The organism is Kitasatospora sp. NPDC048715, from assembly GCF_043198905.1.
Taxonomy (GTDB): domain Bacteria; phylum Actinomycetota; class Actinomycetes; order Streptomycetales; family Streptomycetaceae; genus Kitasatospora; species Kitasatospora lactacystinica.
In genome coordinates, this window is sequence record NZ_JBICVH010000024.1 from 36,434 (window position 1) to 61,630 (window position 25,197).

Genomic DNA, 25,197 nt, shown 5'->3' on the forward strand with positions numbered 1-25,197 from the left:
GTTCCTCAACCGAGCGGCGGCCGGGGACCGGTGCGCGGCAGGCTGTGGATCGAGCGGGCGAGCCGGAATCCCACGTCGTCGATCCGCAGCGTCGGGTGGCTCCGGCGGCGGACGGAGGCGCGGCAGCTCCAGTGCTCGTCGAACCAGCCGCCGCCGCGCAGGACGCGGTACTCGCCGTACACCTCGGGGTCGTACCGGTCCCAGCACCACTCCCAGACGTTGCCGAGCAGGTCGTACAGCCCGTGGGCGTTCGGGCGCAGCCCGCCCACCTCGTGCGGGCGCTCGCCCGAGTTGCCGCGGTACCAGGCGATGTCGTCCAGCGGGCCGTAGCGCGGGCCGTCCGTGCCGGCGCGGCAGGCGTGTTCCCATTCGGCCTCGGTGGGCAGCCGGTAGCCGTCGGCGGCGCGGTCCCAGGAGACGTCCTCGCCGTCCACCTCGTAGGCGGGTGCGAGGCCTTCGCGCCGGGACAGCTCGTTGCAGTGGCGGACGGCGTCCAGCCAGGAGACGCTGTGCGCGGGGCGGCGGTCGCCGGTCGCGCCCTCGTACTGCTCGCGGGTCACCGGACAGGCCGCCAGCCGGAACGGGGCGACGTCGACGGCCCAACTGCGCCGGGTGCGACGGTCGGAGAGGGTGACCCGGCCGGACGGTACGGTGATCATCCGGCGATCCTAGGGCGTTTCTGCGGGTCCGGTCGGACGGGCCGCAGGAACGCCCCGCCCCCCGGCCCGGCCGGCCACCGGACGACCACCGGGCACCGACCGGCACCGACCGGCACCGCAACCGCGCTTCCCCGCACGCCGGACCGATAATGGACCGGACGATTCCGTGGGTGAGAGGTGGCGCATGGCCGGCAGGTTGCGGGTGCTGAGGAAGCAGAACCGGCTCAGCCTGGAGGCACTCGCCGAGCAGGTCGGCGTCACCAAGAGCTACCTCTCCAAGGTCGAGCGCGGCATCAGCGACCCGTCGATCTCGACGGCGCTCAAGCTGGCCCACGCCCTCAAGGTCGACGTCGGCCGGCTCTTCTCGGACGAGGTGGAGCCCGAGCTCGTCACCGTCGTCCGGGCCGGTGAGCGCACTCCCGTCGGCACCGGGGCGGGCTCCGGCGTCTCCCGTTACGAGGGCATCGCGACCGGGCTCAGCGGCAAGCGGATGGTGCCGTTCATGATGTACCCGCCGACCGAGCCGGCGGACCCGCCGTTCAAGTCGCACACGGGCGAGGAGTTCTTCTTCGTCCACGCGGGCACCGCCGTGCTGGAGTTCCCCGAGCGGAGCGTCGAACTCGGCCCCGGGGACAGCGTGTACTTCAACTCGGCGCTGCCCCACCGCTGCCGGAGCACCGGGCCGGAGCCGGCCGAGATCCTCGTGGTCATCCACGACGACCCGGACGGCCCCTCGGACCGGGTTCCCACCCTGCCCTGACGGGCCCGGCGGGCCCGGGGCCGCCCTGAAACCGTCCCGAGCCCGGCTTCAGGGCGGCCCCACGCCGCTGTCAGGCCTTCGGCCCGGCGCCGTCCGCCAGGGCGACGCCCGCCGCGGACAGCAGCGCGGACAGCTGCGCCGTCCGCGCCCCGTCCAGCGGCAGCAAGGGGTGCCGGGGCTCGCCGACGTCCAGGCCGCACAGGGCCAGGCCCGCCTTCACCGTGGTCGGCAGACCCCCGCCGAGCAGGAACTGCAGCACCGGCAGCTGCCGGTAGAACACCCGGCGGGCCGTTTCCGGGTCACCGGCGCGCACCGCCCGGTACAGGTCGAGGGTGAGCTCCGGGATGAGGCAGGGTGCGGCCGTGCACCAGCCGGCCGCGCCGGCCGCGAACGCCTCCAGGGCCAGCGGGTTGGAGCCGTTGTAGAACGGCAGGGCGCCGTCGGAGAGCTGGGTGAGCCGGTGCATCCGCTGGATGTCGCCGCTGCTCTCCTTGACCATGGTGATGTTCTCCACCTGGTCGACCAGCCGGTGCATGAGTTCCGGGCGGAGGTCGACCCCGGCGGTGGCGGGGTTGTTGTAGATCATCAGCGGGATGCCGATCGCGTCGGCGATCTCGGTGTAGTGCCGGGTGATCTCGCGTTCGTCCAGCCGCCAGTACGAGAGCGGCAGCACCATCACCACGTCGGCGCCGGCCCGTTCGGCGAACCGGGCGCGGCGGACGGCGCTGCGGGTGGTGAGGTCGGCGATGCCGACGACGGTGGGCACCCGGCCGGCGACGGCCGCCACCGACGCCTCGGCGGCGGTGTACCACTCCTGGTCGTCGAGGTAGGCGCTCTCGCCGGTGGAGCCGAGCGGGGCGATGGCGTGGCAGCCGGAGCGGACCAGCCGGTCGATCAGCTCGGTGAGCCGGTCGAGGTCCGGGCCGCCGTCGGCCGCGGAGAACGGGGTCACCGGGTAGGCGATGATCCCTTCCAGGGTGGTCGCGGGCATCTCAGGAGTCCTTCCGGGTGACGAGGGCGTCGCCGTGGCCGGCCCGCAGGGCGCGGCGGGCGTAGTAGGCGAAGTTCGCCTGGCCGCGCTTGGGGGTGGAGATCCAGTCGTGCGCCTCCCTGGCGAGCGGTCCGGGGATCTCCTGGATCTTCCCGGCGGCCCCGGCGAGGAGCTGGAGCTCGGCGGCCCGCTCGAAGAGCAGGGCCAGGGTGCACGCCTCCTCGACGGTTCCGGTGGCGACCAGCTGGCCGTGGTGGGCGAGCAGGAGGGCGCGCTTGTCGCCGAGGGCGGCGGAGATGATCTCGCCCTCCTCGTTGCCGACCGGGATGCCGGGCCACTCGTCCAGGAAGGCGCAGTCGTCGTAGAGCGGGCACATGTCCATGTGCGAGACGACCAGCGGGGTCTCCAGCATCGAGAGCGCGGAGACGTGCAGCGGGTGGGTGTGGATGATGCAGTTGACGTCCGGACGGGCCCGGTAGACCCAGCTGTGGAACCGGTTGGCCGGGTTGGCCATCCCGTCGCCCTCCAGGACGTGGAGGTCCTCGTCGACGAGGAGGAGGTTGTCCTCGGTGATCTCGTCGAAGCCCAGGCCCAGGCGCTGGGTGTAGTAGGTGCCCGGGCGTTCGGCCCGGGCGGTGATCTGGCCGGCCAGCCCGGAGTCGTGGCCGGCGTCGAACAGGATGCGGCAGGTCAGGGCCAGTTTCTGGCGCACCGTCCAGTCGTTGTCGGGGATCGCGGTCCGCATCCGCTGGTGGGCCAGGTCCACCAGGTCGGTCTTGCCCGTCTCGAACGTGTCGGCCATCGCCGTGGTTCTCCTTCGCTCTTCGGTCGGAGCGGTCCGCCGGGGCGCGGGGTGCGGCCCGCACCGGCGGGCCGCGGGCAGCGGCGACCCGCCCGGCGGCGCCGCGGAGCCCCGGGAAGACACTTCATTCACTTTAGGACACCTTGTGTCCTCACGTCGACGGGTCACCCACTACCAGGACCCCGGTTCCCGGACGCGGCCCCCGGAACCCGGACGCGGCCCCTCCCGCACGGGAAGTCGGCCGGGCCGACTTCCCGTGCGGAGGCACCCCGCTACGCCCCGGCCTCCCGAAGGGTGACCGTGCACAGCCGCTTGGTGGCGCGGGTCAGGGCGACGTACAGGTCCCGTTCGCCCGCGGGCCGGGCGGCGACGATCCCGTCCGGGTCGACCACGACGGCCTCGTCGAACTCCAGGCCGCGCGCCTCCGACGCCGGGACCAGCCGGGCGTACCGCTCGACCCCGGCGGCCGCCAGTTCCGCCGTCCGGCCGTCCGCGCACACCACGCCGAGCAGCTCGCCCGGATGCGCGGCGGCCTGCGCCCGCAGCTCGCGCACCAGCTCACCGGCGAGCCGCTCCGGCGCCACCGCGACGGTCCGGGGCTCCTCACCGTGCCGGATCGACCGGACCGGCGGCTGCCCCGGGGCGATCCGGCCGAGCAACTCCCCGGTGGTGGCCAGGATCTCCCGCGTGGTCCGGTAGCTGACGGTCAGCGTCCGCAGGTCGAAGCGGCGGCCGACGTGCGGGGCGAGCGCCTCGTGCCAGTCCCGTGCGGTCGCCGCCGGGCCCGCCTGCGCGAAGTCGCCGACCAGTGTCATCGACCGGCCCGGGCACCGGCGCAGAATCATCCGCCACTGCATCGCCGTCAGCTCCTGCGCCTCGTCGATGACGACGTGCCCGAAGGCCTGCTCGGGCGGCCCGTCGACCAGGCTCGCCGCCTCGTCGAGCAGCGGCACGTCGGCGTCGGCCCACGGCGCGCCGGGCGTGCGCAGCAGCGACGCCCGCTCGTCGTCGCCGAGGTGCGGCAGGCGCTCGGCCAGTGCGTCGGCGTCGGCCAGCAGGGCGTCGACGACCTCGCCCGGCACGAGCCGCGGCCAGAGCTCCTCGACGGCCCGGTCCACGTACGCGTCGTCCAGGAGCGCGGCCCGGACGGCGTCGGCGTCGAACTCGTCGGCCCCCGTGGCGGGTTCGTCGTCGACGCCGAGTCTGCGCAGGTCCCGGGCCGCCATCCGGTCGAGGTCGATGCCGGTGAGCAGCGCGACCTCGGCGTCGATGCGCTCCAGCGCCTCGACCGTGCCGCGGGCCAGCGCGCCGGTCAGCGAGTCCACCAGCAGCTCCAGGAACAGCCGGCGCGCCCGGTTGTGGGCGAGGCCGCTCGCCTGCGCCGCCGCCCGCGCCCCGGCGACCTCCGCCTCCTCCAGGCGGACCCACTCCCGCCCGACCCGGACGGTGAAGTCCCCGCCCGGGGCCTGCCGCGAGCGGACCGACCCGGCCAGCGCGTCGGCCAGTTCGGCGCCGCCCTTGAGGCGCGCCGCCCCGAACCCGTCCACGGCGCCCGGCGCGACGCCGGCCAGCTCCTCGCACGTCGCCAGGACGACGTCGTTCTCCCCGAGCGAGGGCAGCACCTGGGAGATGTAGTCGAGGAACCGCGCGTTCGGACCCAGCACCAGCACACCGCGCTCGGCCGCCTTCGGGAACGCGTACAGCACGTACGCGGCGCGGTGCAGCGCCACCACCGTCTTCCCGGTACCCGGGCCGCCCTGCACCACCGTCACCCCGCGGTGCGAGGAGCGGACGATCGCGTCCTGCTCGGTCTGGAGCGTGGCGACCGCCGTCCCCATCCGCCCGGTCCGCCGCTCCCGCAGCGCCGCCGCCAACGGGCCGTCCCCCACGACGTCCCCGGCGGCCGGCTCCGAACCGTCCAGCAGTTCGTCGCTCACCCCGACCACCGTGCGGCCCGTCAGGCTCAGGTGGCGGCGCCGCCGCAGCCCCAGGGGGTGGACCGGCGTCGCCTCGTAGAAGGCCCGTGCCGCCTCCGCCCGCCAGTCCACCAGCAACGGCAGCTCGTCCTCGTCCCGTTGCAGCCCCAGCCGCCCGATCCGCAGCACCGTCCCGTCCGCCAGGTCGATCCGGCCGAAGACCAGCCCGCCCTCGGCGCCCTGCAGCCGGCGCACCTCGCCCGCCAGCCGCCCGGCCGCCACCTCCCGCTCGTACACCTCGCCCGCGCCGTCCGCCGCCGACGCGAGCACCCGCCCCAGCTGCTCCCGCGCCCCGGCGAGCCGCTCGTCGAACAGCTCGCCGATGACGGACACCTGCACCCGCTCCAGCTCCACCTGCTGTGCGGCGTTGTCGTGGATCTGCGACAAGGAAGAGCCCCCTCTCGATTCGACCCGCCACTATGCAGAGGAAATCCGGAGAAGTAAATGTTGACTTGTCCGGTTCGCATGTGGCCCTCGAATCCCGTACGGCAGTTTTCCCGGCGGAATTCCGGCACGCCCCCGGGGCGCCTCTCCCCACTCCGCGAAAATGCCCTTTCCCGGCCCGGGGCGGGGGTGCCGCCACGCGCTCGCCCGGGTCCGGAACACCTCTGCCGTACCGTGCCCCGGCGACCCAACAGCCCACCGCACAGCGGCCTTTGCGCCCCGCGCGCCCGCCCGCCGGACGGCCTACGATCGGCGGAATGAACCGTACGATCCGCACCACCGAAGACGTCCTCGCCCTCCTCGACGGCCTTTTCCCGCCGGCCGAACCGTTCTGGGACCGGTTCTACGCGGACCGGTCCGCCGATCGCCCGTTCTTCACGCCGAAACCGGACGAGAACCTGGCCTCCTACCTGGACCGCGGCCTGCTCGCCCCCGGCCGGGCGCTCGACCTCGGCTGCGGCGCCGGCCGCAACGCCGTCCACCTGGCCTCGCTCGGCTTCGAGGTGGACGCCGTCGACCTCTCCGCCACCGCCGTGGCCTGGGCCGAGGAGCGCGCCCGCGAGGCCGGCGCGGGCACCGGCCTGCGGTTCCACCGGGCGAGCATCTTCGAGGCCCGGCTCCCCCACTCCCACTACGACCTGGTCTACGACTCCGGCTGCCTGCACCACCTCCCGCCGCACCGCCGGGTCAGTTACCTGGCCCTGCTCGACCGGGTGCTGGCACCGGGCGGGCACTTCGCCGTCACCGCCTTCGCGGCCGGCGCGACGGGCTCCGAGCGGACCGACGAGGAGCTCTACCGGCTCGGCGCCCTGGAGGGCGGCCTGGCCTACTCGCCGGACGAACTCCGCTCGCTGTTCCGCGAGTTCACCCCGCTGGAGATCCGCCCGATGGCCGCCCAGGGCCCCGGTTCGACGCTGTTCGGCGTCCCCTTCCTCCTCACCGCACTCTTCCGTCGGGCCCCCGGCCGCTGACCGGGCTCCCGGCCACTGACCGGCCTCCCGCCCGGCACACCGGCCGCCGTCAGTCCCGCTCCCGCCCCACCGCCGCCTCGTACGCCAGCAGCGTGTCCACCACCAGGCGCCGCTGCGCCGCGTCGAGCGGCCCGAGGGCCGTGCGCCAGGCGACGGCCCCCGGGGCGAGCCAGGCCTCGATGGCGGGCAGCCGGGCGGGGGCGATCGCGACGATCCGGCGCCGGCGGTCGGCCTCGTCCTCGCGCCGTTCGAGGATGCCCTGCCGGCTGAGGTCGCCGACCATCAGGCTGACCGTGGTGGGGGCGACCTCCAGCCGGGCGGCGAGGTCGTTCACGCCCATCGGTCCGTCCAGCAGCAGGCAGGCCAGCAGCGACAGGTGACGGGGCGCCAGTGCGAGGCCGCGCAGCGGCCCGGGGACGGGGATCCGCTTGGCCCGCCCGACCAGCCGGGGCATCAGCAGCAGCATCGACCGCACCGCGTCGTCGAGCCCCTCCCCGGTCGACGACGGCGTGTTCCGCGATTCCCCTTCGGCCGTTGACATCGCACACCCCTCCTCAGTTACCTTTGACATCAAAGCTGTTTTATGTGCAAAGCGAACCCGTCAGTCCATGGTACGAACCGAGCCGAACGGAGCTCCACCATGCCGCACCTGAGCCTGCACATCCGCGAGGAATCCCTCGACCCCGAGGTCGAGCGGGCCCTCATCGCCGGCCTCACCGAGGCCGTCACCTCCGTCTTCGGCGAACGGGTCCGCCCCCTGGTCGCGGTCGAGCTGATCGGGGTCCCCCAGCGCCGCCGGGGCATCGGCGGACTGCCGACCGAGGAGGTCGCGCCGGTGGTCCTGCTGAGCCTGCGGGAGTCGGCCTACCACCTGCCGCAGGTGCCCGACGCGCCCGCCCGTCTGGTCGCGGCGGCCACCGCGGCGATCACCGGCGCGCTCGGCGAGGCCGTCGGACGGCAGACCGTGGTCACCCTCGACGGCGTCCCGGCGGGCCGCTCCGGGATCGGCGGCCGGGTCGCCTGACCGGGGCCGCCCGCGGATCCGTCGCACGGCGCCGCGCACCCGCCCCCACCTGCCCGGATGCGCCGCCCCGACCCGCGCGCGGAGGCGGTCGCGCACCCCTGGGACCCTCCGCGCCCCGCCCGCCGCACCCCTCCGGGCCCGGTCACATTCACCCCATGAGCCCCACCAGTCCCAAAGGGAATCCGGGCCTCCGGCCGGAACCCGGCTTTGCGACCGGCGGTCCGGTGGCATAGGTTTCGACCGCCGTCGACACACCATCGACCCTGACCGGCCATCAGTCACGGGGCGGACAGCGGGGCGAGGGGCCAGGCGGCCGCATGCACAGGGGAGGAGCTGCCATGCCGCAAGCCCGCGACCACGGGTCGACCGGGCGGCGGGGACGGACGGACGGCGCCGCGCACCAGCGGCCCACGGCCGGTGCGCGCCCGACCCCCGCCCACGCCACCGGACATCCGAGGAACCGTCAGTTGCGCACCACCAGAGTCGTCACCGCCACCGCCGCAGCCCTCGTCTGCCTGGGCGCCCTCAGCGCCTGCGGGCCGGACAACGGCAGCCAGGACGCCAACCCCGCCCTCCCCGCCGCCACCACCGGGCCCAGTGTCAACCCCAACAAGCCCAGCGGGTCCGACAAGGGCATCCCGGACAAGGCCTGGATGGACACCAAGAGCATCCCGATGGACGAGAGTTACCACTACACGCCGCTGGCGGCCAACGCCAAGCAGCTCTCCGGCCAGGTCCAGTTCAAGGGCATGGAGCTGTGCCGCGCCGCGGTCGCGAAGGACGACGAGCCGCTGTTCACCGGCACCGCCTCCGCCCGGGCCTCGGTCGGCTTCGGCGGGGACCGCTGGACGGCCGAGCAGACCCTGCTGTTCCACGGCGACCCGACCCGCAGCAGCGGCACCAAGCAGAGCACCAACCTGGCCGAGGGCCGTCTGACGGAGGCGCTCAAGTCCTGCGCCAAGACCGCGCCCGGCGCCACCGTGAAGGTCGACAGCGCCCCGGACGCGCCCTACTTCGCCGCCGTCCTGACGGTCCCGCAGGCCGACGGCAGCACCGTCACCCTGCACGAGTACGTGGTCAGCGACGGCGGTGCGGTCAGCGAGCTGGCGGTCTGGGCCACCACCAAGGCCGGCGCCCAGCCCAAGGACGCCTGGAAGGCCCCCGAGGACAAGTACGTCGGCACCGGCATGACCGCGCCGATGTGCGAGGCCCTCCCGGGCTGCGACGGGCACTGACGCCCGACGGGCCCCGACACGCCGCGGACGGCCGGCACCGCCGGCGCCCGCGGCGCCCCGCAGACGGCCGCCCGGCCCGTCCGGAACAGGGGACCGGACGGGCCGGGCGGCTCCTTCGGGTCCGCCCCCGGGCCCGGCCCGCGGGCCGGGCGGCCGGTCAGCCCCGCAGGACCGCCAGTTCGACCTCCCGGCCGGTCCCGCCGCCGGGCACCGGCAGCGCCACCCCGGACGGCTCGAAGCCGGCCTTGAGGTACATCGCCTCGGCGCGGGGGTTGTCCTCGTGGACGAACAGCCGCACCCGCTCGATCCGGGGCTCGGTGAGCGACCACGCCCACTCCTGGACGGTCCGGATCAGGTCGAGCGCCAGCCCGGTGCCGCGCGCCCGCGGCCGGACGTAGACGCCGACCACGTGCACCTGGTCGACCTCGACGACGTCGCCCTCCAGGGCCCCGTCCCCGCCGGACCGCTCGACCACTCCGGTCATGGAGCCGAGCCAGGTCCCGTCCTCGGCCTGCGCGATGAACTGCGCCACGTGCGGGTCCGTCGCCGCCCGGGTCGTGCGGTCCTGCCAGAACTCGTCCGGCTTGGCGGCGGCCTGCTCGTGGGTCTCCAGGAAGGCCACGGCCGCGACCGGGTCCAGCAGCGCGTCCAGGCGGGTGTCCCTGAGCTGCTGCCACTCGTCGGTCCGCACTCGTCTGATGATCGTCGTACTGGTATTCATCGCGTGATGATGTCATCGGCACCGGCGGCCCGCGCAACCGAATTCGGCGCCTCCGACGGGCCGCTCAGGCCCGGGACCGCGCCAGCAGCCGCGCCAGCAGGGCCGCCGGCCCCTCCGGCAGGCTGCCGTGGACGAGCTCGGTGCGGTGCACCAGCCGGGGCGCGGCGATCGGCGCGTACCCGACCCCGGGTGCCGCCGCGAGCACCGGTTCGGGCAGCAGGGTGAGCCCGTGCCCGGCCGCCACCAGCGCGAGCAGTCCGTGCACGTCGGTGCCCTGGTAGCGGATGGCGGGCCGGAAGCCGTCGACGCCGGTGGCCGCGCGCAGCCGGGCCGCCGTCGGGGTGAGGTCGGGGGCGTCCAGCCAGCGGGCGGCGGAGAGGTCGGCGAGCGCGAGGCCGCCGCGGCCGGCCAGCGGGTGGCCGACGGGCAGCGCGACGGCGACCGGCCGCTCGGCCACCGCGACGGTGCGCAGCGGGCCGACGTCGGGCAGCGGCAGCGGGTCGCTGGGCGCGGCCAGCCCGTCGATCAGGGCGAGGTCGACCTCGCCGGTGGCGACCTCGGCGGGCAGCACGTCCTGGGCGAGGACCCGGACCACCGGCTCCGTCAGCGGATGGGCCCGGCGCACCTCGCCGAGCGCACGCCCCAGGGTCGCCCCGACCGCCAGCGGAGTGGCCCCGAGCACCAGCCGGGCGCTCGGGGCTCCGGCCAGGCGCGCGACGTCGGCGCGCGCCGCCTCCAGCCGGACCAGCAGCGGTGCGGCGTGCTCCAGCAGCCGCCGCCCGGCCGCGGTCGGGCCGACCGGCCGGCGGGACAGCAGTGTCGTGCCGAGGTCCGCCTCCAGCGCGGCGATCTGCTGGGAGACCGCGGACTGGGTGTAGCCGAGCTCCCGCGCCGCCTCCGAGAAGGAGGCCAGGCGGGCGACGGTGACGAAGGTGCGCAGCTGCTGCGGGTCCACGGCGGTCATCAACCGATCTGATCGATACTTAAGGAATCATCGTTGGCGCTGATCTCGGGTGCGGGGTCAGGATAGCCGCATGACCTACCTGACCCCGCGGATCGCCCTGGTCGGCGACCGCTCCCCCGCCGTCCGCTCGCACGCCCGGATCCCGGGCCTGCTGGCCGCCCTCGCCGAGCACGACCACCTCGTCCTGGACGCCTACTGGATCCCGACCGGGGACGCCGCCGCACCCGGCGCCCTGGACGGCTTCGACGCGGTCTGGCTGCTGCCCGGCAGCCCCTACCGCAGCGAGGCGGGCGCGCTGGCCGCCGTCCGGACCGCCCGCGAACGCGGCATCCCCTTCCTGGGCACCTGCGCCGGGTTCCAGCACGCGGTGCTGGAGTACGCCCGGAACGTCTGCGGCCTCGCCGGGGCCGTCCACGGCGAGGAGCACCCGGAGGCGGAGCAGCAGGTGATCGCCCCGCTGGCCTGCTCACTGGTCGGCCACGAGGGGGCCGTCGCGATCACCCCCGGGAGCCTCGCCGAGCGGGTCCTCGGCGCCACCCGCACCCAGGAGCGCTACCACTGCGCGTACGGCCTCAACTCCGCCTACCTGGACCGGCTGACCACGCACGGCCTGCGGTTCAGCGGCGCGGACGCCTCGGGCGAGGTGCGGGTCCTGGAGCTGCCCGGACACCCGTTCTTCCTGGCCTCGCTGTTCCAGCCCGAGCTGTCCGGCGACGGCACCCGGGCACACCCCATGGTCCGCGCCCTGGCCCGCGCCGCCGTGGCGCACGCGGACTCCACGGCGGCGGCGACGAGCGCCTGACCCGACGCCTCGGCGGTGTCGACCACCCGGCCGGACCCCACGGGGCGGCGACGAGCGCCCGGCCCGGCGCCGCACCGGCGGCGGTCCCGGCCGGGGCGCCCCGAGCCCGCCTCACATCGGCAGCGACCGCAGCCGCACCGGCCCCTCCGGCCATCCGGCCCCCGGCACCAGCGGCGCCCACATGGTGCGCAGCGGCATCTCCGCCAGCCGGCCCTCCGGCTGCTCCACCGTCACCCCCTCCGCCACCTCCCGGAACCCGAGCCCCCGGTAGAACGCGGCCAGCGGCGGTCGGCAGAACAGCAGCGCGTACCGGTGGCCGAGCGTGCGCGCGTGGTCGATGGCGGCCCCGACCACGGCCCGCGCGAGGCCGCTGTGGCGCCGGTCGGGCGCGACGCAGACCCCGCCGACCCCCATGGCGGTCAGGTCGGTGCCGCCCACGGTGAGCGGCAGCGGCAGCAGCCCGGTGTGGGCGACCAGTCGGCCGTCGGCGGCCCGGACACCGAAGTGGATCTCCTTGGGCAGGAAGGTCAGCCCGGTGTGGGCGACGCCGTACGGGTCCTCCCCGGGGCCGAGGATCTCCTCCTGCTCGGCGCGGCCGTACTGCGCGAGCCGTTCGACCACCGGCGGCCCGGCGGGGTGCGGCCCGGGCGAGAAACGATCATCCATCCCGCCATGCTCTCCTCCTGCCAGGGCCTTTAACCAGTCCCTTCCCAGCCACTCGGTCCGACGGCCGTCCCGGTGCCGCGCCGCTGTGGCAGCATGCCCCTCATGCAGCAGCCCACCGACCAGGCGTCCGCCGACCAGTCGGCCGCCGACCTCGCCGCACCGCTGCCCGGCCCGCCGCTGCACCTGCCCCGCCCGGTCCGCGCCCTCGCGCCGACCGCCCTGGTGCTGCTGGTCCTCGTCCCGCTCGCCGCCAACGACCCGGACGTCGGCCCGACCGCCTCGCCGGGGACCAACGCGGGCCTGATGGCGCTCGGCGCGCTCGCCCTGGCCCTGCGGGGCCGGCACCCGGCCGCGGTCACCGCGGTCACCCTGCTGAGCGGCCAACTCCCGCTGGCCGTCGCCCTCTACGGGCTGGCCGCGCGGCGCGGCCGGACCGCGCCGGTGTACGTCCTGGCGGCACTGGCCGGGCTGCGGCTGCTCGTCCCGTTCGACCTCGGGGACGTCGACGCCCCGTCCGAGCTCGCCAACCTGATCGAGGACCCGCTGGTCTTCTGCGCCGTGCCGCTCGCCCTCGGGCTGACCTCCCACCAGCGCGCCCGCACCGTCGCCGTGCTGGCCGAACGCAACCGGCTGCTCGGCGAGCGCAACCGGCTGCTGGAGGAGGCCCGCCGGCACGCCGAGGAGCGCGCGGTGGCCGCCGAACGCGCCCGGCTCGCGCGGGAGATGCACGACGTGGTGTCCAACCGGGTCTCGCTGATCACCCTGCACGCGGGCGCCGGGCAGGTCGCCCGGGCCGAGGACCCGGCCGCCGTCCGGGAGACCCTCGGCCTGATCCGCGCCCTCGGCCTCCAGGCGCTCACCGAACTGCGCGGCCTGCTGGGCGTGCTGACCACCCCCGCCGGACAGGCGCCCTCGCTGCGCGGGCTGCCCGCCCTGGTCGAGGAGTCCCGGCTGGCCGGACTGGCGGTCGGGCTGACCGTCAGCGGACCGGACGAGGGGCTGCCCGACCCGGTGCCCGCCGTGCAGTACGCGGCCTACCGGATCGTCCAGGAGGCGCTGACCAACGCGCACAAGCACGCCCCGGCCGCCGAGGTGGCCGTCACCGTCGAGGTCGCACCGGACGGGCTGCGCCTGACGGTGGTCAACTCCCCCGCCGCCGACGGGGACGCCGAAGCCAGCGGCGGGCGGGCCGATCACCCGGAACTGCCCTCCGGCGGCCACGGCCTGCGCGGCATGCGCACCCGGGCCGGCGACCTCGGCGGCACCCTGCACGCCGGGCCGACGCCCGAGGGCGGCTTCGCCGTCCGGGCCCGGCTGCCGCTCGGCGCCGCCTGAACGAAGAGGCGCCGCCTGAACGGAGGGGCGCCGCCCGGGCCGGGCCTGCCCGGTCCCGGCCCGGCGTCAGACCGTCGCGCGCCGCGCCAGCTCCGCCCAGACCTCGTCCACCCGTGCCTCCAGCTCCGCCAGGCCGCCGCTGTTGTCGATCACCAGGTCCGCTATCGCCAGCCGGTCCTCCCGCGAGGCCTGCGCGGCCATCCGGGCCCGGGCCTCCTCCTCGGCCATCCCGCGCAACCGCACCAGCCGGTCCAGCCGTACCTCGTCGGCCGCGTCCACCACCACGACCAGGTCGTACAGCGGCGCCAGGCCGTTCTCGGCCAGCAGCGGCACGTCGTGCACCACGGCCGCGTCCGGCGCGGCCGCCGCCTCCAGCTCGGCGGAGCGGGCCCGCACCAGCGGGTGGACGATCGCGTTCAGCGCCTTCAGCCGCTCCGGGTCGGCGAACACGACCGCCCCGAGCGCCGGACGGTCCAGCGCGCCGTCCTCCCGCAGCACCTGCGGTCCGAACTCGGCGACCACGGCCGCCAGACCGTCCGTTCCGGGGGCGACCACCTCGCGGGCGATCACGTCCGAGTCCACGATCACCGCGCCGCGCGCGGCGAACAGCCGGGACACCTCGCTCTTGCCCGCGCCGATGCCACCCGTCAGTCCGATCTTCAGCATGGCGTCAGGCTACCGGCGCGGCACCGGGCCCGTCAGTACGGGCCGCCCGCGAGGAGCACCGTCGGCACGGGCCGCCCGCGAGGAGCACCGTCGGCACGGGCCGCCGGCGGGCAACGCCGTCAGCCCAGCTCCAGGCTCTCGCCCTCCCCCAGCACCGTCAGCTCCGCGCCCGTGCCCGGCCCCTGCGGCCCGACCAGCCGGGTCTGCACCGCGAACCCGATCGGGCTGAGCACCGCCTCGTGCACCGGCACCGCCTGGCGCGGCCCGGCCTCCCGGACGTAGTCGATCACCTCGGAGGCCTTGCTCCAGGGCGCCGCGAGCGGCAGCAGCAGGGTGTCCACGGCGTGCGGCGGCACGGTGAACGCGTCACCGGGGTGGAACAGCCGCCCGTCGAAGAGGAAGCCGATGTTCTGCACCCGCGGGATGTCCGGGTGGATCTGCGCGTGCCACTCGCCGTGCACCGAGACGCCCAGCCCGCCGATCTCGAAGGCGTCGCCCTCACCGACCGCCTCGATCCGCTGCGCCACGCCGTCCAGCTGGGCGGCGACGGCCCGGTTGGTCCACACCCGCAGGGCCGGGTCGGCCTCCAGCGCGGCGCGCAGCCGGGACTCCTCGAAGTGGTCCATGTGCTCGTGGGTGATCAGGACGGCGTCCGCCCCGGCCAGTGCGGCGGGGTCGGTGAACGATCCCGGATCGACGACGACGGTGGTGCCGCCGTGCTCGACGCGTACGCAGGCGTGTCCGAACTTGGTGATTCGCATGGCAAAAACCATACAGCAATGCTGTACAGCCTTGCTGTATGAATTGCCGATAGACTTCTCCCATGCCCAGCGAAGCCCCGCACCCGGACACCCTGGAACTCGCCGCCGACCTGCGCGCCGCCCTCGGCACCCTGGTCCGCTCCCTGCGCACCGACGACGAGCTGCCGCAGAACCAGGCCGCCGTCCTCGGCCTGCTGGTCCGCGACGAGCTCTCCTGCACCGTCGCCGAACTCGCCGCGCTCCAGCGGGTCCGCCACCAGTCGATGGCCCGCACCGTCGCGCTGATGACCGACGCCGGACTGGTCACCCAGCAGCCCCACCCCACCGACGGCCGCAAACTGCTGGTCGCCGCCACCGAGGCCGGCCGCGACGCGCTGCTCGACCAGCGCGCGCGCCGCGAACACCGGATCGCCACCGCCATCGAGTCCCGCCTCGACCCCGCCGAACAGGACCGGCTCCGCTCGGCGGTCGACCTGCTACGCCGGCTGGGCTGAACCCACCAGGCCCTTGGGCACACCGCCCCCGGCCGCGCCGCCCCCGGACCCGACAACCGCGGATCCGGCACTCTCGGACCCGACCCCGACCCCGACGGCCTCGACCCCGACGGCCTCGACCCCGACGCTCTCCGACCCGGTCCCGGCGCGCGGCACCGGGAGCACCGCCGGCTCGATCTCCGGCAGGTCGACGTGCTCGCTCAGCCCGAACCGCCGGTGCAGTCGCCGCAGCGGGCCGGGCGCCCACCAGTTGAACTCGCCGAACAGGCTCATCGCGGCGGGCACCAGCAGGCAGCGCACCAGGGTGGCGTCCACCGCGACGGCGACGGCCAGCGCGATGCCCATCTGCTTGACCATCAGCATGTCCCCGAGCGCGAACCCGGCGAAGACGATCACCATCAACAACGCGGCCGAGGTGATGATCCGACCGCTGCGCTGCACGCCCAGCTCCACCGCCCGGACGCAGTCGTGCCCGCGCAGGGTCAGCTCCCTGATCCGGGCGAGCAGGAACACCTCGTAGTCCATCGACAGCCCGAAGGCGAAGGCGAAGACCAGGACCGGGATGAAGGTCTCCAGCCCGCCGGTCGGGCTGAACCCGAGCAGCCCGCTGAACCAGCCGTCCTGGAACACCAGGGTGAGCGCGCCGAGCGAGGCGCCCAGCGAGAGCAGGTTCATCAGCAGCGCCTTGACCGGCATCACCACCGAGCCGGTCATCAGGAAGAGCAGCACCAGGGTGCCGACCGCGACCAGCCCGAGCGCCCACGGTCCGCGCGAGAGCAGCTCGTCCTGGAAGTCCACCACCGAGGCCGCGCCGCCGGTGACGTAGGTGGTCAGCCCGCCGCGGTCGGCCCGCAGCTCCTCCACCACCTGCTTGGCCTGCCCGCCCTGCGGGTCCCCGTGCACCAGCACGTCGATCGTGGAGACCGCGTCGCCCACCGGCGACACCGCCCGCACCCCGCTCACCCCGGGCAGCTTGGCGACCACGTCGTCCGCGTACGCCTGCGCCACCGACGCCCCGCCCTCGACCACCACGGTGATCGGCGCGGCCGAGGCCTGCGGGAAACGCTGGTCGATCGCCTCGGCGACCTGCCGCCCGGCCGAGGAGGCGGGCAGCACCGCGGCGCCGGAGCTGCGCATGTCGGCGTGGAGGAACGGCGCGCCGGCCGCCATCAGCAGCGCCACCGAGGCGAGGGTGACCGCCACCGCCCGCTTGCGCACCCGGCGCACGGTCCGGCTGAAGAACCCCTCGTCCGCCACGGGCGCGGCGGGTGTCTTGATCCGCGCGCCGGCGAAGCCGAGCAGTGCGGGGATCAGGGTCAGCGCGGCGGCGACGGCGATCACCACCACGCTCACCCCGGCGGCCGCCACCGCGCCGAGCACCGGGCTGGTGAAGACGAAGAGTCCGGAGAGCGCGACGGCGACGGTCAGCCCGGAGAAGGCCACGGTGCGTCCGGCGGTCGCCGCGGTCCGTTCGACGGCGGCGGCGATGTCCGCGCCGTGGCCGCGTTCCTCGCGGAAACGATTCACCATGAGCAGCGCGTAGTCGATCGAGAGCCCGAGCCCCAGCACCGTGGCGATCGGCAGCACGCTGGTGTCGATGTCCATGATCCGGCTGAAACCGAACATGGCCAGCAGCGCGCCGCCCACCGAGGCGACCGCCCCGATCACCGGCAGCGAGGCCGCCGCCAGCCCGCCGAAGACCAGCACCATGACGATCAGCGTGAGCGGCAGCGTCACCATCTCGCCGAACCGGGTGTCCTTCTCGGTCTGCTGCTTGACCTCCTGCTGGAGCACCAGGTCCCCGCCGACCGTGACGTGGGCACCGCCCGCCCCGTTCAGCGCGCCGAGCCGCTCGGTGACGGCGTCGGTCTGGGCGGTGCTCGCGGTGTCGGCCATCCGCACGGTGACCAGGCTCGCCGTCCCGTCGGCGGAGCGCAGCGCGGCGGGGGCCGGGCCGGAGCCGTACGCGTCGAGCGCGGAGGAGACCCCGGGCAGGGCGGCGATCTCGGCGGTGGCCTTCTCGACGGCGGCCTTCACCGCCGGATCGTCCACCGGCCTGCCGTCCACCACGGCGGTCACGGTGCCCTTGGCCTGGTCGGCCGCGGCGACCACCGCACTGCCCCGGTCGGCCTCGGCGCTGGCGGAGGAGGCTCCGGCCACCGAGCCCTCGAAGACGCGTCCCCCGATCAGGACCCCGACCACCAGGACGACGGCCCACAGGCCGAGCACCCAGCGACGGTGGCGGAAGCAGAACCGGCCGAGGGCCGCGAGCCGGCCGCCGACCACGGCGGTGGGGGCGGAGGCAGAGGCGGAGGCGGGGGTGGCGAAAAAGGGGTTTCGCATGAAGGAGCCTTTCGGGCAGCTCCCCTCAATCTAGGTGCAACCCGAACTCCGGCCTATAGATGGGCAATGAGCCTCATCTCACACTTTCCTTCACATAAAACACACATAAGTCAAAGCGTGATAAGTCATGGCGAAAAACGAAATGGGCCCCACCCGGAAATCCGGGTGGGGCCCACCGTCTAGCTATCGGCTAGCGGGAAGCGAGAGCCTCAGCTCTGGCCACCGGCCAGCTTCTCGCGCAGAGCGGCCAGGGCCTCGTCGGAGGCCAGGGCGCCCGAGCCCTCGTCGCTGCTGGACGAGTAGGAACCACCGGCGGCAGCGGCGACGGCGTCGCCACCCTCCTCGGCGGCCTGGGCATCGGCCTCGCGGCTCTTGATGACCTGGGCCTGGTGCTGCTCGAAGCGGGTCTGCGCCTCGGCGTACTGGCGCTCCCACTCCTCGCGCTGCTTCTCGAAGCCGGGCAGCCAGTCGTTCGCCTCGGGGTCGAAGCCCTCCGGGTAGATGTAGTTGCCCTGGTCGTCGTACGAGGCGGCCATGCCGTACAGGGTCGGGTCGAACTCGACCTCGGCCGGGTTGGCACCCAGGGCCTCGTTGGCCTGCTTCAGCGACAGGCTGATGCGACGACGCTCGAGGTCGATGTCGATGACCTTGACGAAGATCTCGTCGCCGACCTGGACGACCTGCTCCGGGATCTCGACGTGGCGCTCGGCCAGCTCGGAGATGTGGACCAGACCCTCGATGCCCTCGTCCACGCGGACGAACGCACCGAACGGAACCAGCTTGGTGACCTTACCCGGGACGACCTGACCGATCTGGTGGGTCCGGGCGAACTGCTGCCACGGGTCCTCCTGGGTCGCCTTCAGCGACAGGGAGACACGCTCGCGGTCCATGTCGACGTCGAGAACCTCGACGGTGACCTCCTGGCCGACCTCGACAACCTCGGACGGGTGGTCGATGTGCTTCCAGGACAGCTCGGAGACGTGCACCAGGCCGTCGACGCCACCCAGGTCCACGAAGGCACCGAAGTTGACGATCGAGGAGACGACGCCGGAGCGCACCTGGCCCTTCTGCAGGGTGGTGAGGAAGGTCTGGCGGACCTCGCTCTGGGTCTGCTCCAGCCAGGCACGGCGGGACAGGACCACGTTGTTGCGGTTCTTGTCCAGCTCGATGATCTTGGCCTCGAGCTCCTTGCCCACGTAGGGCTGGAGGTCGCGGACGCGACGCATCTCGACCAGCGAGGCGGGGAGGAAGCCCCGGAGGCCGATGTCGAGGATGAGACCACCCTTGACGACCTCGATGACGGTACCGGTGACGATGCCGTCCTCTTCCTTGATCTTCTCGATCGTGCCCCAGGCACGCTCGTACTGAGCGCGCTTCTTGGACAGGATGAGACGACCCTCCTTGTCCTCCTTCTGGAGAACCAGGGCCTCGATGTTGTCACCGACGGCGACGACCTCGTGCGGGTCAACGTCGTGCTTGATCGAGAGCTCGCGGGACGGGATGACGCCCTCGGTCTTGTAACCGATGTCGAGGAGAACCTCGTCACGGTCGACCTTCACAATGACGCCCTCGACGATGTCGCCATCGTTGAAGTACTTGATGGTCTCGTCGATGGCGGCGAGGAAGGCCTCCGCGTCGCCGATGTCGTTGACCGCGACCTGCGGGGTGGTGCTGAGGGAGGAGTCGGTGGGGCTCGTCATTAGGAAAAGGGCTCCGGTACGGACATGAAAGTCGTAGGTAATGCCACGCGGAGGGCCCGTATCGCTCCCACCGAAAGCCGGACAGCCAAGAACACGGCACACCGGGATTCCCGTACAACGAGAACCGGCGTCCGTCTTGCGACCGTGGGGTCTTCGACAGATGCGAGCGCGACCTGCTCCGTCCGAGGCGCGCAGGCCCGCAGCGCAACTTGTAGCATACGGGGACGGCCAGGCACGGTCAATGCCGAAGGACGGCAAGACGGTGGAGCCCGGTACGGATCAGGCCATATCCTCCGAATGCGCGCCTTGCGGCGACACCCGAAGGGGCCACGTCCCCGGATGCCACCGCCAGGATCCGGACCCTGACGGGCCGGTTCGCGGCAGCGGCGCTTCCGCACTCCATACCCTACGCGATGGGCATTGTCACCGTGGCCACCACCCCCCAGTCGGACCTGCACGATCTTGACACCTCCCCCTCGCGGGCCGAGGAGGAGGACGGCGACGACGCGATCCGCCGCGAGGCCGGCACCGGGGAGAGCAGCCGCGCTAGCCGGCACTGGTGGGACCGCAACGCCGACGAGTACCAGGACGAACACGGCGAGTTCCTCGGCGACGACCGCTTCACCTGGTGCCCCGAAGGCCTGGACGAGGCCGACGCCCGGCTGCTCGGCGAGGTGGCCGGCCGGGACGTCCTGGAGATCGGCGCCGGCGCCGCCCAGTGCTCCCGCTGGCTCGCCGCCCGGGGCGCCCGGCCGGTCGCCCTGGACATCTCCTACCGCCAGCTCCAGCACTCCCGCCGGATCGACCTCGGCCGCGGCACCGACCCCGTCGCCGTCGTCCAGGCCGACGCCGCCGTCCTGCCCTTCGCCGACGCCTCCTTCGACCTCGCCTGCTCCGCCTACGGCGCCGTCCCGTTCAGCGCCGACACCACCGCGCTGATGCGCGAGGTCCACCGGGTGCTGCGGCCCGGCGGGCGCTGGGTGTTCTCGGTGACCCACCCGATCCGCTGGGCCTTCCCGGACGAGCCCGGCGTCGAGGGCCTCACCGCGGTGTCCTCCTACTTCGACCGCACCCCCTACGTCGAACAGGACGAACAGGGCCGCGCCACCTACGTCGAACACCACCGCACCCTCGGCGACCGGGTCCGCGAACTCGTCACCGCCGGCTTCCGGCTGGTGGACCTGGTCGAACCCGAGTGGCCGGCCGGACTGGAACAGGAGTGGGGCGGCTGGTCCCCGCTGCGCGGGCGGCTGATCCCCGGCACGGCGATCTTCGTCACCGAGCGGGGCTGAGCCCCTCCATGAACCCGGCCTGGCGCGAACTGCCCGTCCGCACCGCCCTGCCCGCCCTGCACCGCGCGTTGGACGAACACGGCACCGCCGTCCTCGCCGCACCGCCCGGCACCGGCAAGACCACCCTGGTGCCGCTCGCCCTGGCCGGACTGCTCGATCCGGGGGGTCCGGTGCGCCGGGTGCTGGTCGCCGAGCCCCGCCGGCTCGCGGTACGGGCGGCCGCCCGGCGGATGGCCTGGCTGCTCGGCGAACCGGTCGGCGGCCGGATCGGCCACACCGTGCGCGGCGAGCGCACGGCGGGCCCGGACACCGTGGTCGAGGTGGTCACCACCGGCGTGCTGCTGCAACGGCTCCAGCGCGACCAGGAACTGCCCGGCGTGGACGTGGTGGTGCTCGACGAATGCCACGAACGGCACCTGGACGCCGACACCGCGCTCGCCTTCCTGCTCGACGTCCGGGCGGCGCTGCGGCCCGAACTGCGGCTGGTCTGCGCCTCGGCCACCTCCGACACCGAGGCCTGGGCCGAACTGCTCGGCGGCGCGCCCGTGGTGGAGGCGCACGGGACGTCCCACCCGGTCGAGGTGGTCTGGGCGCCGCCGCCGCGCGCCGTCCGGCCCGCCCACGGCACCCGGGTGGACCCGGCCCTGCTCGACCACGTCGCCTCGACCGTCCGGCGGGCCCTGAACGAGCGCGACGGCGACGTGCTCTGCTTCCTGCCCGGCGTCGGAGAGATCGCCCGGGTCGCCGGGCAGCTGGGCGGCGTCACCGCCGAGGTGCTGCAACTGCACGGCCGCGCCCCGCAAGCCGTGCAGGACGCCGCCCTCACGCCGTCCCCCTCACGGCGGGTCGTCCTCACCACCGCCGTCGCCGAGTCCAGCCTCACCGTGCCGGGCGTCCGGGTCGTGGTGGACGCCGGACTGGCCCGCGAACCCCGCACCGACCACGCCCGCGGCCTGGCCGGACTGGTCACCGTCCGGGCCTCCCTCGCCGCCGCCCGCCAACGCGCCGGCCGCGCCGGCCGCGAAGCCCCCGGCACCGTCTACCGCTGCTGGAACGAGGCCGAGGACGCCCTCGCCGCCCGCTTCCCCACCCCCGAGATCGCGCTCGCCGACCTCACCCCCTTCGCCCTCCAGGCCGCTTGCTGGGGCGACCCGGACGCCACCGGCCTCGCCCTGCCCGACGCCCCGCCCGCCGGGGCGATGGCCGCCGCCCGACAGACCCTCCAGGCCCTCGGCGCCGTCTCCTCGGACGGGCGGGCCACGGCCCGCGGCATCCGGCTCGCCCGCACCGGGCTGCACCCCCGGCTCGGCCGCGCCCTGGTCGACGGCGCGGCGGCGGTCGGTGCGCGGCGGGCCGCCGAAGTGGTCGCGCTGCTCTCCGAAGAACCGCCCAGGGCGCTCGGCGACGACCTCGGCGCGGTCTGGCGGACTGTTCGCTCCTCCCGGGACCCCTACGCGGGCCGCTGGCGCGACGAGGTCCGCCGCCTCCTGCGCGGCGCCGGCTCCGAGCCCGCCACCCAGCTCTCCGACGGCGCCGCCGCCGGCCTCGTCGTCGCCCTCGCCTTCCCCGAACGCATCGCCCGCGCCCGGGTCGACAAGCCCGCCCCCGGCGAGCGCAGCCCGTACCTGATGGCCTCCGGCACGGCCGCCGAACTCGCCCCCGGCACCACGCTCGGCGCCGTGCCCTGGCTCGCCGTCGCGGTCGCCGACCGCCCGGCGGGGTCACACTCCGCCCGGGTGCTGCACGCCGCGACGCTGGACGAGGACACTGCTCTGGTCGCGGGCGCGGCGCTGCTGACCGCTCGTGAAGAGGTCCACTGGGACACCCGGCGCGGCGAGGTCGTCTCCCGCCGGGTCGAGTCACTGGGCGCGATCGAGCTCACGGAGAAACCCCTCAACCGCCCCGATCCTTCACTCGTCCGGTCCGCGCTCCTCGAAGGCCTGGCCCGCGAGGGCGTCAGCACCCTGTTGAGCTTCCCGTCCAACCTCCGCGAGCGCCTCGCGTTCCTCCACGCCGCCCTCGGAGACCCCTGGCCCGACGTCAGCGACGAGGCGCTGCTGGAACGCGCGGAGGAATGGCTGGAGCCCGAACTCTCCCGCGCCCGCCGCCGCTCCGACCTGGCGAGGATCGATACCACGGCCGCTCTCCAGAGGCTCCTCCCCTGGGCGAGCGGCGAAGCAGGACGCCTCGACGAACTCGCCCCCGAACGCATCACCGTGCCGTCCGGCTCGAAGATACGAGTCGACTACACCACCGAACGCCCAGTACTGGCAGTCAAGTTGCAGGAACTCTTCGGCTGGACAGCGACCCCCGCCCTGGCCGGCGGCCGCATATCGCTGACCATCCACCTGCTCTCCCCCGCCGGCCGCCCCGCCGCCGTCACCGGTGATCTGGAGAGCTTCTGGCGCGAGGGCTACCGCGCCGTCCGCGCCGACCTCAGGGGCCGCTACCCCCGCCACCCCTGGCCCGAAGACCCGACCACGGCCGAACCCACCCGCCGCACCAACACCCGGAAGTGACAGGAGAGGACGACATTCGCCATGGCACTGACCGCCCCGACCGTCACCCGCCCCCGCGAAGCCGAACTCCCCTTCGCGGCTCTGATCCTGGACTTCGTCGGCGTACTGACCGCCAATGCCGGACCGGCGCACCGCGAATGGTGCCTCACCCAGGGCCTCGACGCCGAGGCATGGCGGCACACGCTCGGCCAGGAGCCGGAAGCCGGCCGCCTGTACACCGAACTCGAAGCCGGCCGGTTGAGCCAGTCGGAGTGGAACCGGCAGGTGGCTCCCATCCTCGGCGTGCCGCAGCACGAGAACCTCATGGGCCGGGCGTGGTCGGGCGTCCGTCCGGCCGACGACATGATCGCACTCGCCCGCTCGGCGCGGCGGGCCGGCCTCAAGGTCGCACTGCTGTCCAACTCCTTCGGCCTCGACCCGTACGACCCGTACGAGGCCCTGGGCGTATGGGAGTTGTTCGACGTGACGGTGATCTCCGAGCGGGAGGGTGTGGCCAAACCCGATCCGGCGATCTACCAGCTCACCTTGGACCGGCTCGGACTGCCCGGCGAGGCCTGCGTCTTCGTGGACGACCATCCGAGGAACCTGCCCCCGGCCGACGCCCTCGGCATCACCACCGTCCTCGCCGACGGCACTCCCGGCACCGCCGCCCGCATCGCGGCCCTGCTCGGAGTGCCCGCCACGCCCTGAGCTGCCGCCAAGAAGGCTGACAGTCAGGCCGTTCCCGCACCGGAAGTGGAGTGACGGGGTACGGTCCGCTTGAGGCCGCTCACCTTCGGAGGCTCCCATGACGCAGTGGTCCGATTACTCCACCGGCCAGCGCATCAAGATGCTGCGGGCCGGCATGACACAGGAAGAACTCGCCGAGGCCGCCGGGGTGTCCGTGCCGACCGTCCGCAAAGCCGAGAAGGAGGGCGGCAGTATCGGCCTTCCCTCGCTGCTCAAACTGTCCGCCGCACTGCATGCGGACGTGTCGGTGATCCTCGGGCAACAGGCACCCCGAAGGACATCTCTGATCGGCGACAGGGCCATGTTGCGAGGGCTGTCCCGCACCGTGCACGACACCGCCGCAGGAGTCGGAACCGATGTCGAACCACCGGACGCCGCAGTGCTCCGGGCCGATCTGGCTCGGGCATGGGCGGACTACCGGGCCGGGGACTACACCCGCGCCGGCAGCCTCGCCTCCCCTGCCATCGCCGAGGCCGCTGCCCTCCTGCGCTCCGTCCCGGAGGGCGAGCGGTGCGCGGCTCATGGCATCCTCGCCGACGCCTACCGACTCGCCTGCTACACCGCCCAGTTCCACGGCGCCCGAGACCTCGCGTACTCGGCGATCGGCCACGCCCGCCACCACGTCCACATGGCCGCAGACCCTCTTCGGGCCGCGATGGTGGACTGTGGCCGGTCCTGGATCTACATGCGCGACGCCCGCCTCGACCAGGCCACCACCACCGCCGAGACCGCGTTCACGTCGATCGAACCCCGCTACGCGGAGCGGGACCCGGAGACGCTGGCCACCTACGGCTGGCACGTCACCTTCGCCGCCGTAGTCGCCTCGCGCCACGGTGACGCCGACCGGGCCCGCGACCTGCTCTCCCAGGGACACGCGGTTGCAGCGAGAATGGGCCGCGATGTGATGATCAACGGCACCAGCTACGGTCCGACCACCATCACCGCGCAGGCCATCGGCATCCACACCGTCATGGGCGATCCCGGTAAAGCCCTGGCGCTCGCCCGCAACCTCGGCGACCTGTCCCCACTGCCGCAGGCCGCCCGCAATCGGCTCGCCCTGGACATCGCCCTCGCACAGGCCGACACCCGCCAGTACGACGCCGCCCTGGACACCCTCCTCCAAGTGTGCAGCGCACAACCCGACTGGGCCCGCCACCAGGCCCTTCCGGGGGCGATCATGCAGCGCGCCGGCCACGCCAGCACCACCCGCGTGCGCAAGCTCGGCGGCATCCTCGGTATCAGTCTGTTCGCCCACTGAGATCGACCTGATACAAGGCGTATCACACGGGGCCGGTACGACTTCCGAAACTGGCACTGGCCGTACGTTCACGATGAAACAACTC

General features: G+C 74.1%; 23 protein-coding genes. 11 read left to right on the top strand and 12 right to left on the bottom strand.

Going from position 1 to position 25,197, the window contains the following annotated elements; translation table 11 throughout:
- Positions 1–5: 5 nt before the first annotated feature.
- Positions 6–659, bottom strand: a complete 654-nt coding sequence (locus tag ACGFSC_RS36775) for a formylglycine-generating enzyme family protein (protein WP_359909617.1) — start codon at positions 657–659, stop codon at positions 6–8.
- Positions 660–843: 184 nt separating this feature from the next.
- Here ACGFSC_RS36775 and ACGFSC_RS36780 point away from each other — a divergent pair, with 184 nt between their 5' ends.
- Positions 844–1,419 carry an XRE family transcriptional regulator gene (locus ACGFSC_RS36780; protein ID WP_359909615.1) on the top strand — a complete coding sequence of 192 codons (576 nt, stop codon included), beginning with the start codon at positions 844–846 and terminating at the stop codon, positions 1,417–1,419.
- A gap of 70 nt (positions 1,420–1,489) precedes the next feature.
- On the opposite strand, the gene ACGFSC_RS36785 is transcribed toward ACGFSC_RS36780, so the two are convergent.
- The 3 genes from ACGFSC_RS36785 to ACGFSC_RS36795 form a co-directional block, all read right to left on the bottom strand.
- Positions 1,490–2,410 carry a dihydrodipicolinate synthase family protein gene (locus ACGFSC_RS36785; RefSeq protein WP_359909613.1) on the bottom strand — a complete coding sequence of 307 codons (921 nt, stop codon included), beginning with the start codon at positions 2,408–2,410 and terminating at the stop codon, positions 1,490–1,492.
- A gap of 1 nt (position 2,411) precedes the next feature.
- On the bottom strand, positions 2,412–3,212 hold the full coding sequence (locus ACGFSC_RS36790; protein ID WP_359909610.1) for an aldolase: 801 nt from the start codon (positions 3,210–3,212) through the stop codon (positions 2,412–2,414).
- A gap of 272 nt (positions 3,213–3,484) precedes the next feature.
- Positions 3,485–5,575: an AAA family ATPase gene (locus ACGFSC_RS36795; RefSeq protein ID WP_359909607.1), complete on the bottom strand. Its 2,091-nt coding sequence runs from the start codon at positions 5,573–5,575 to the stop codon at positions 3,485–3,487.
- A gap of 314 nt (positions 5,576–5,889) precedes the next feature.
- Here ACGFSC_RS36795 and ACGFSC_RS36800 point away from each other — a divergent pair, with 314 nt between their 5' ends.
- Positions 5,890–6,603: a class I SAM-dependent methyltransferase gene (locus tag ACGFSC_RS36800; RefSeq protein WP_359909604.1), complete on the top strand. Its 714-nt coding sequence runs from the start codon at positions 5,890–5,892 to the stop codon at positions 6,601–6,603.
- Positions 6,604–6,652: 49 nt separating this feature from the next.
- Here ACGFSC_RS36800 and ACGFSC_RS36805 read toward each other — a convergent pair whose 3' ends face one another.
- Positions 6,653–7,144 (bottom strand): MarR family transcriptional regulator, encoded by a 492-nt coding sequence (locus ACGFSC_RS36805; protein ID WP_359909601.1) that lies wholly within the window; start codon positions 7,142–7,144, stop codon positions 6,653–6,655.
- Positions 7,145–7,243: 99 nt separating this feature from the next.
- On the opposite strand from ACGFSC_RS36805, the gene ACGFSC_RS36810 reads away from it, so the two are divergent.
- Entirely contained in the window at positions 7,244–7,627 is a 384-nt protein-coding gene (locus ACGFSC_RS36810; RefSeq protein ID WP_359909597.1) for a hypothetical protein, read from the top strand.
- Between the two features lie 467 nt (positions 7,628–8,094).
- Positions 8,095–8,862, top strand: coding sequence for a hypothetical protein (locus ACGFSC_RS36815; RefSeq protein ID WP_359909589.1), 768 nt, complete (start codon positions 8,095–8,097; stop codon positions 8,860–8,862).
- Between the two features lie 157 nt (positions 8,863–9,019).
- Here the strand turns inward: ACGFSC_RS36815 and ACGFSC_RS36820 are convergent, their stop codons facing one another.
- Together ACGFSC_RS36820 and ACGFSC_RS36825 are read right to left on the bottom strand one after the other, a co-directional pair.
- Complete coding sequence (locus tag ACGFSC_RS36820) at positions 9,020–9,583, bottom strand: GNAT family N-acetyltransferase (protein ID WP_359914271.1); 564 nt, start codon at positions 9,581–9,583, stop codon at positions 9,020–9,022.
- A 64-nt stretch (positions 9,584–9,647) separates the two neighbouring features.
- Entirely contained in the window at positions 9,648–10,538 is an 891-nt protein-coding gene (locus tag ACGFSC_RS36825; protein ID WP_359914273.1) for a LysR family transcriptional regulator, read from the bottom strand.
- 79 nt (positions 10,539–10,617) lie between these two features.
- Between ACGFSC_RS36825 and ACGFSC_RS36830 the strand changes: the two genes are divergently transcribed.
- A complete protein-coding gene (locus tag ACGFSC_RS36830) occupies positions 10,618–11,349 on the top strand; it encodes a hypothetical protein (RefSeq protein WP_359914268.1) in 732 nt (243 codons plus the stop codon).
- Between the two features lie 111 nt (positions 11,350–11,460).
- On the opposite strand, the gene ACGFSC_RS36835 is transcribed toward ACGFSC_RS36830, so the two are convergent.
- Positions 11,461–12,015 (bottom strand): GNAT family N-acetyltransferase, encoded by a 555-nt coding sequence (locus tag ACGFSC_RS36835; RefSeq protein ID WP_359914265.1) that lies wholly within the window; start codon positions 12,013–12,015, stop codon positions 11,461–11,463.
- A gap of 102 nt (positions 12,016–12,117) precedes the next feature.
- On the opposite strand from ACGFSC_RS36835, the gene ACGFSC_RS36840 reads away from it, so the two are divergent.
- A complete protein-coding gene (locus ACGFSC_RS36840) occupies positions 12,118–13,350 on the top strand; it encodes a sensor histidine kinase (RefSeq protein WP_359914262.1) in 1,233 nt (410 codons plus the stop codon).
- A gap of 66 nt (positions 13,351–13,416) precedes the next feature.
- Here the strand turns inward: ACGFSC_RS36840 and coaE are convergent, their stop codons facing one another.
- Positions 13,417–14,016 carry a dephospho-CoA kinase gene (gene coaE, locus ACGFSC_RS36845; RefSeq protein ID WP_359914259.1) on the bottom strand — a complete coding sequence of 200 codons (600 nt, stop codon included), beginning with the start codon at positions 14,014–14,016 and terminating at the stop codon, positions 13,417–13,419.
- A gap of 119 nt (positions 14,017–14,135) precedes the next feature.
- A complete protein-coding gene (locus ACGFSC_RS36850; protein WP_359914256.1) occupies positions 14,136–14,777 on the bottom strand; it encodes an MBL fold metallo-hydrolase in 642 nt (213 codons plus the stop codon).
- A gap of 62 nt (positions 14,778–14,839) precedes the next feature.
- On the opposite strand from ACGFSC_RS36850, the gene ACGFSC_RS36855 reads away from it, so the two are divergent.
- Positions 14,840–15,271 (top strand): MarR family transcriptional regulator, encoded by a 432-nt coding sequence (locus ACGFSC_RS36855; protein WP_359914253.1) that lies wholly within the window; start codon positions 14,840–14,842, stop codon positions 15,269–15,271.
- Here ACGFSC_RS36855 and ACGFSC_RS36860 read toward each other — a convergent pair.
- The gene (locus tag ACGFSC_RS36860) at positions 15,254–17,614 is read right to left on the bottom strand and encodes an MMPL family transporter (RefSeq protein ID WP_359914250.1); all 2,361 of its coding nucleotides are present in this window, start codon (positions 17,612–17,614) and stop codon (positions 15,254–15,256) included. The two genes, ACGFSC_RS36855 and ACGFSC_RS36860, sit on opposite strands and share 18 nt — an antisense overlap.
- Positions 17,615–17,823: 209 nt before the next feature.
- Entirely contained in the window at positions 17,824–19,314 is a 1,491-nt protein-coding gene (rpsA, locus tag ACGFSC_RS36865) for a 30S ribosomal protein S1 (RefSeq protein WP_316520647.1), read from the bottom strand.
- A 413-nt stretch (positions 19,315–19,727) separates the two neighbouring features.
- Here rpsA and ACGFSC_RS36870 point away from each other — a divergent pair, with 413 nt between their 5' ends.
- From ACGFSC_RS36870 to ACGFSC_RS36885, 4 genes are all read left to right on the top strand, one after another.
- Positions 19,728–20,606 carry a class I SAM-dependent methyltransferase gene (locus tag ACGFSC_RS36870; RefSeq protein WP_359914248.1) on the top strand — a complete coding sequence of 293 codons (879 nt, stop codon included), beginning with the start codon at positions 19,728–19,730 and terminating at the stop codon, positions 20,604–20,606.
- An 8-nt stretch (positions 20,607–20,614) separates the two neighbouring features.
- Positions 20,615–23,125, top strand: coding sequence for an ATP-dependent helicase HrpB (hrpB, locus tag ACGFSC_RS36875; protein ID WP_359914247.1), 2,511 nt, complete (start codon positions 20,615–20,617; stop codon positions 23,123–23,125).
- 21 nt (positions 23,126–23,146) lie between these two features.
- Entirely contained in the window at positions 23,147–23,815 is a 669-nt protein-coding gene (locus ACGFSC_RS36880; RefSeq protein ID WP_359914244.1) for an HAD family phosphatase, read from the top strand.
- Positions 23,816–23,912: 97 nt separating this feature from the next.
- Complete coding sequence (locus ACGFSC_RS36885) at positions 23,913–25,112, top strand: helix-turn-helix transcriptional regulator (RefSeq protein ID WP_359914241.1); 1,200 nt, start codon at positions 23,913–23,915, stop codon at positions 25,110–25,112.
- The last annotated feature ends 85 nt before the right edge of the window (positions 25,113–25,197 follow it).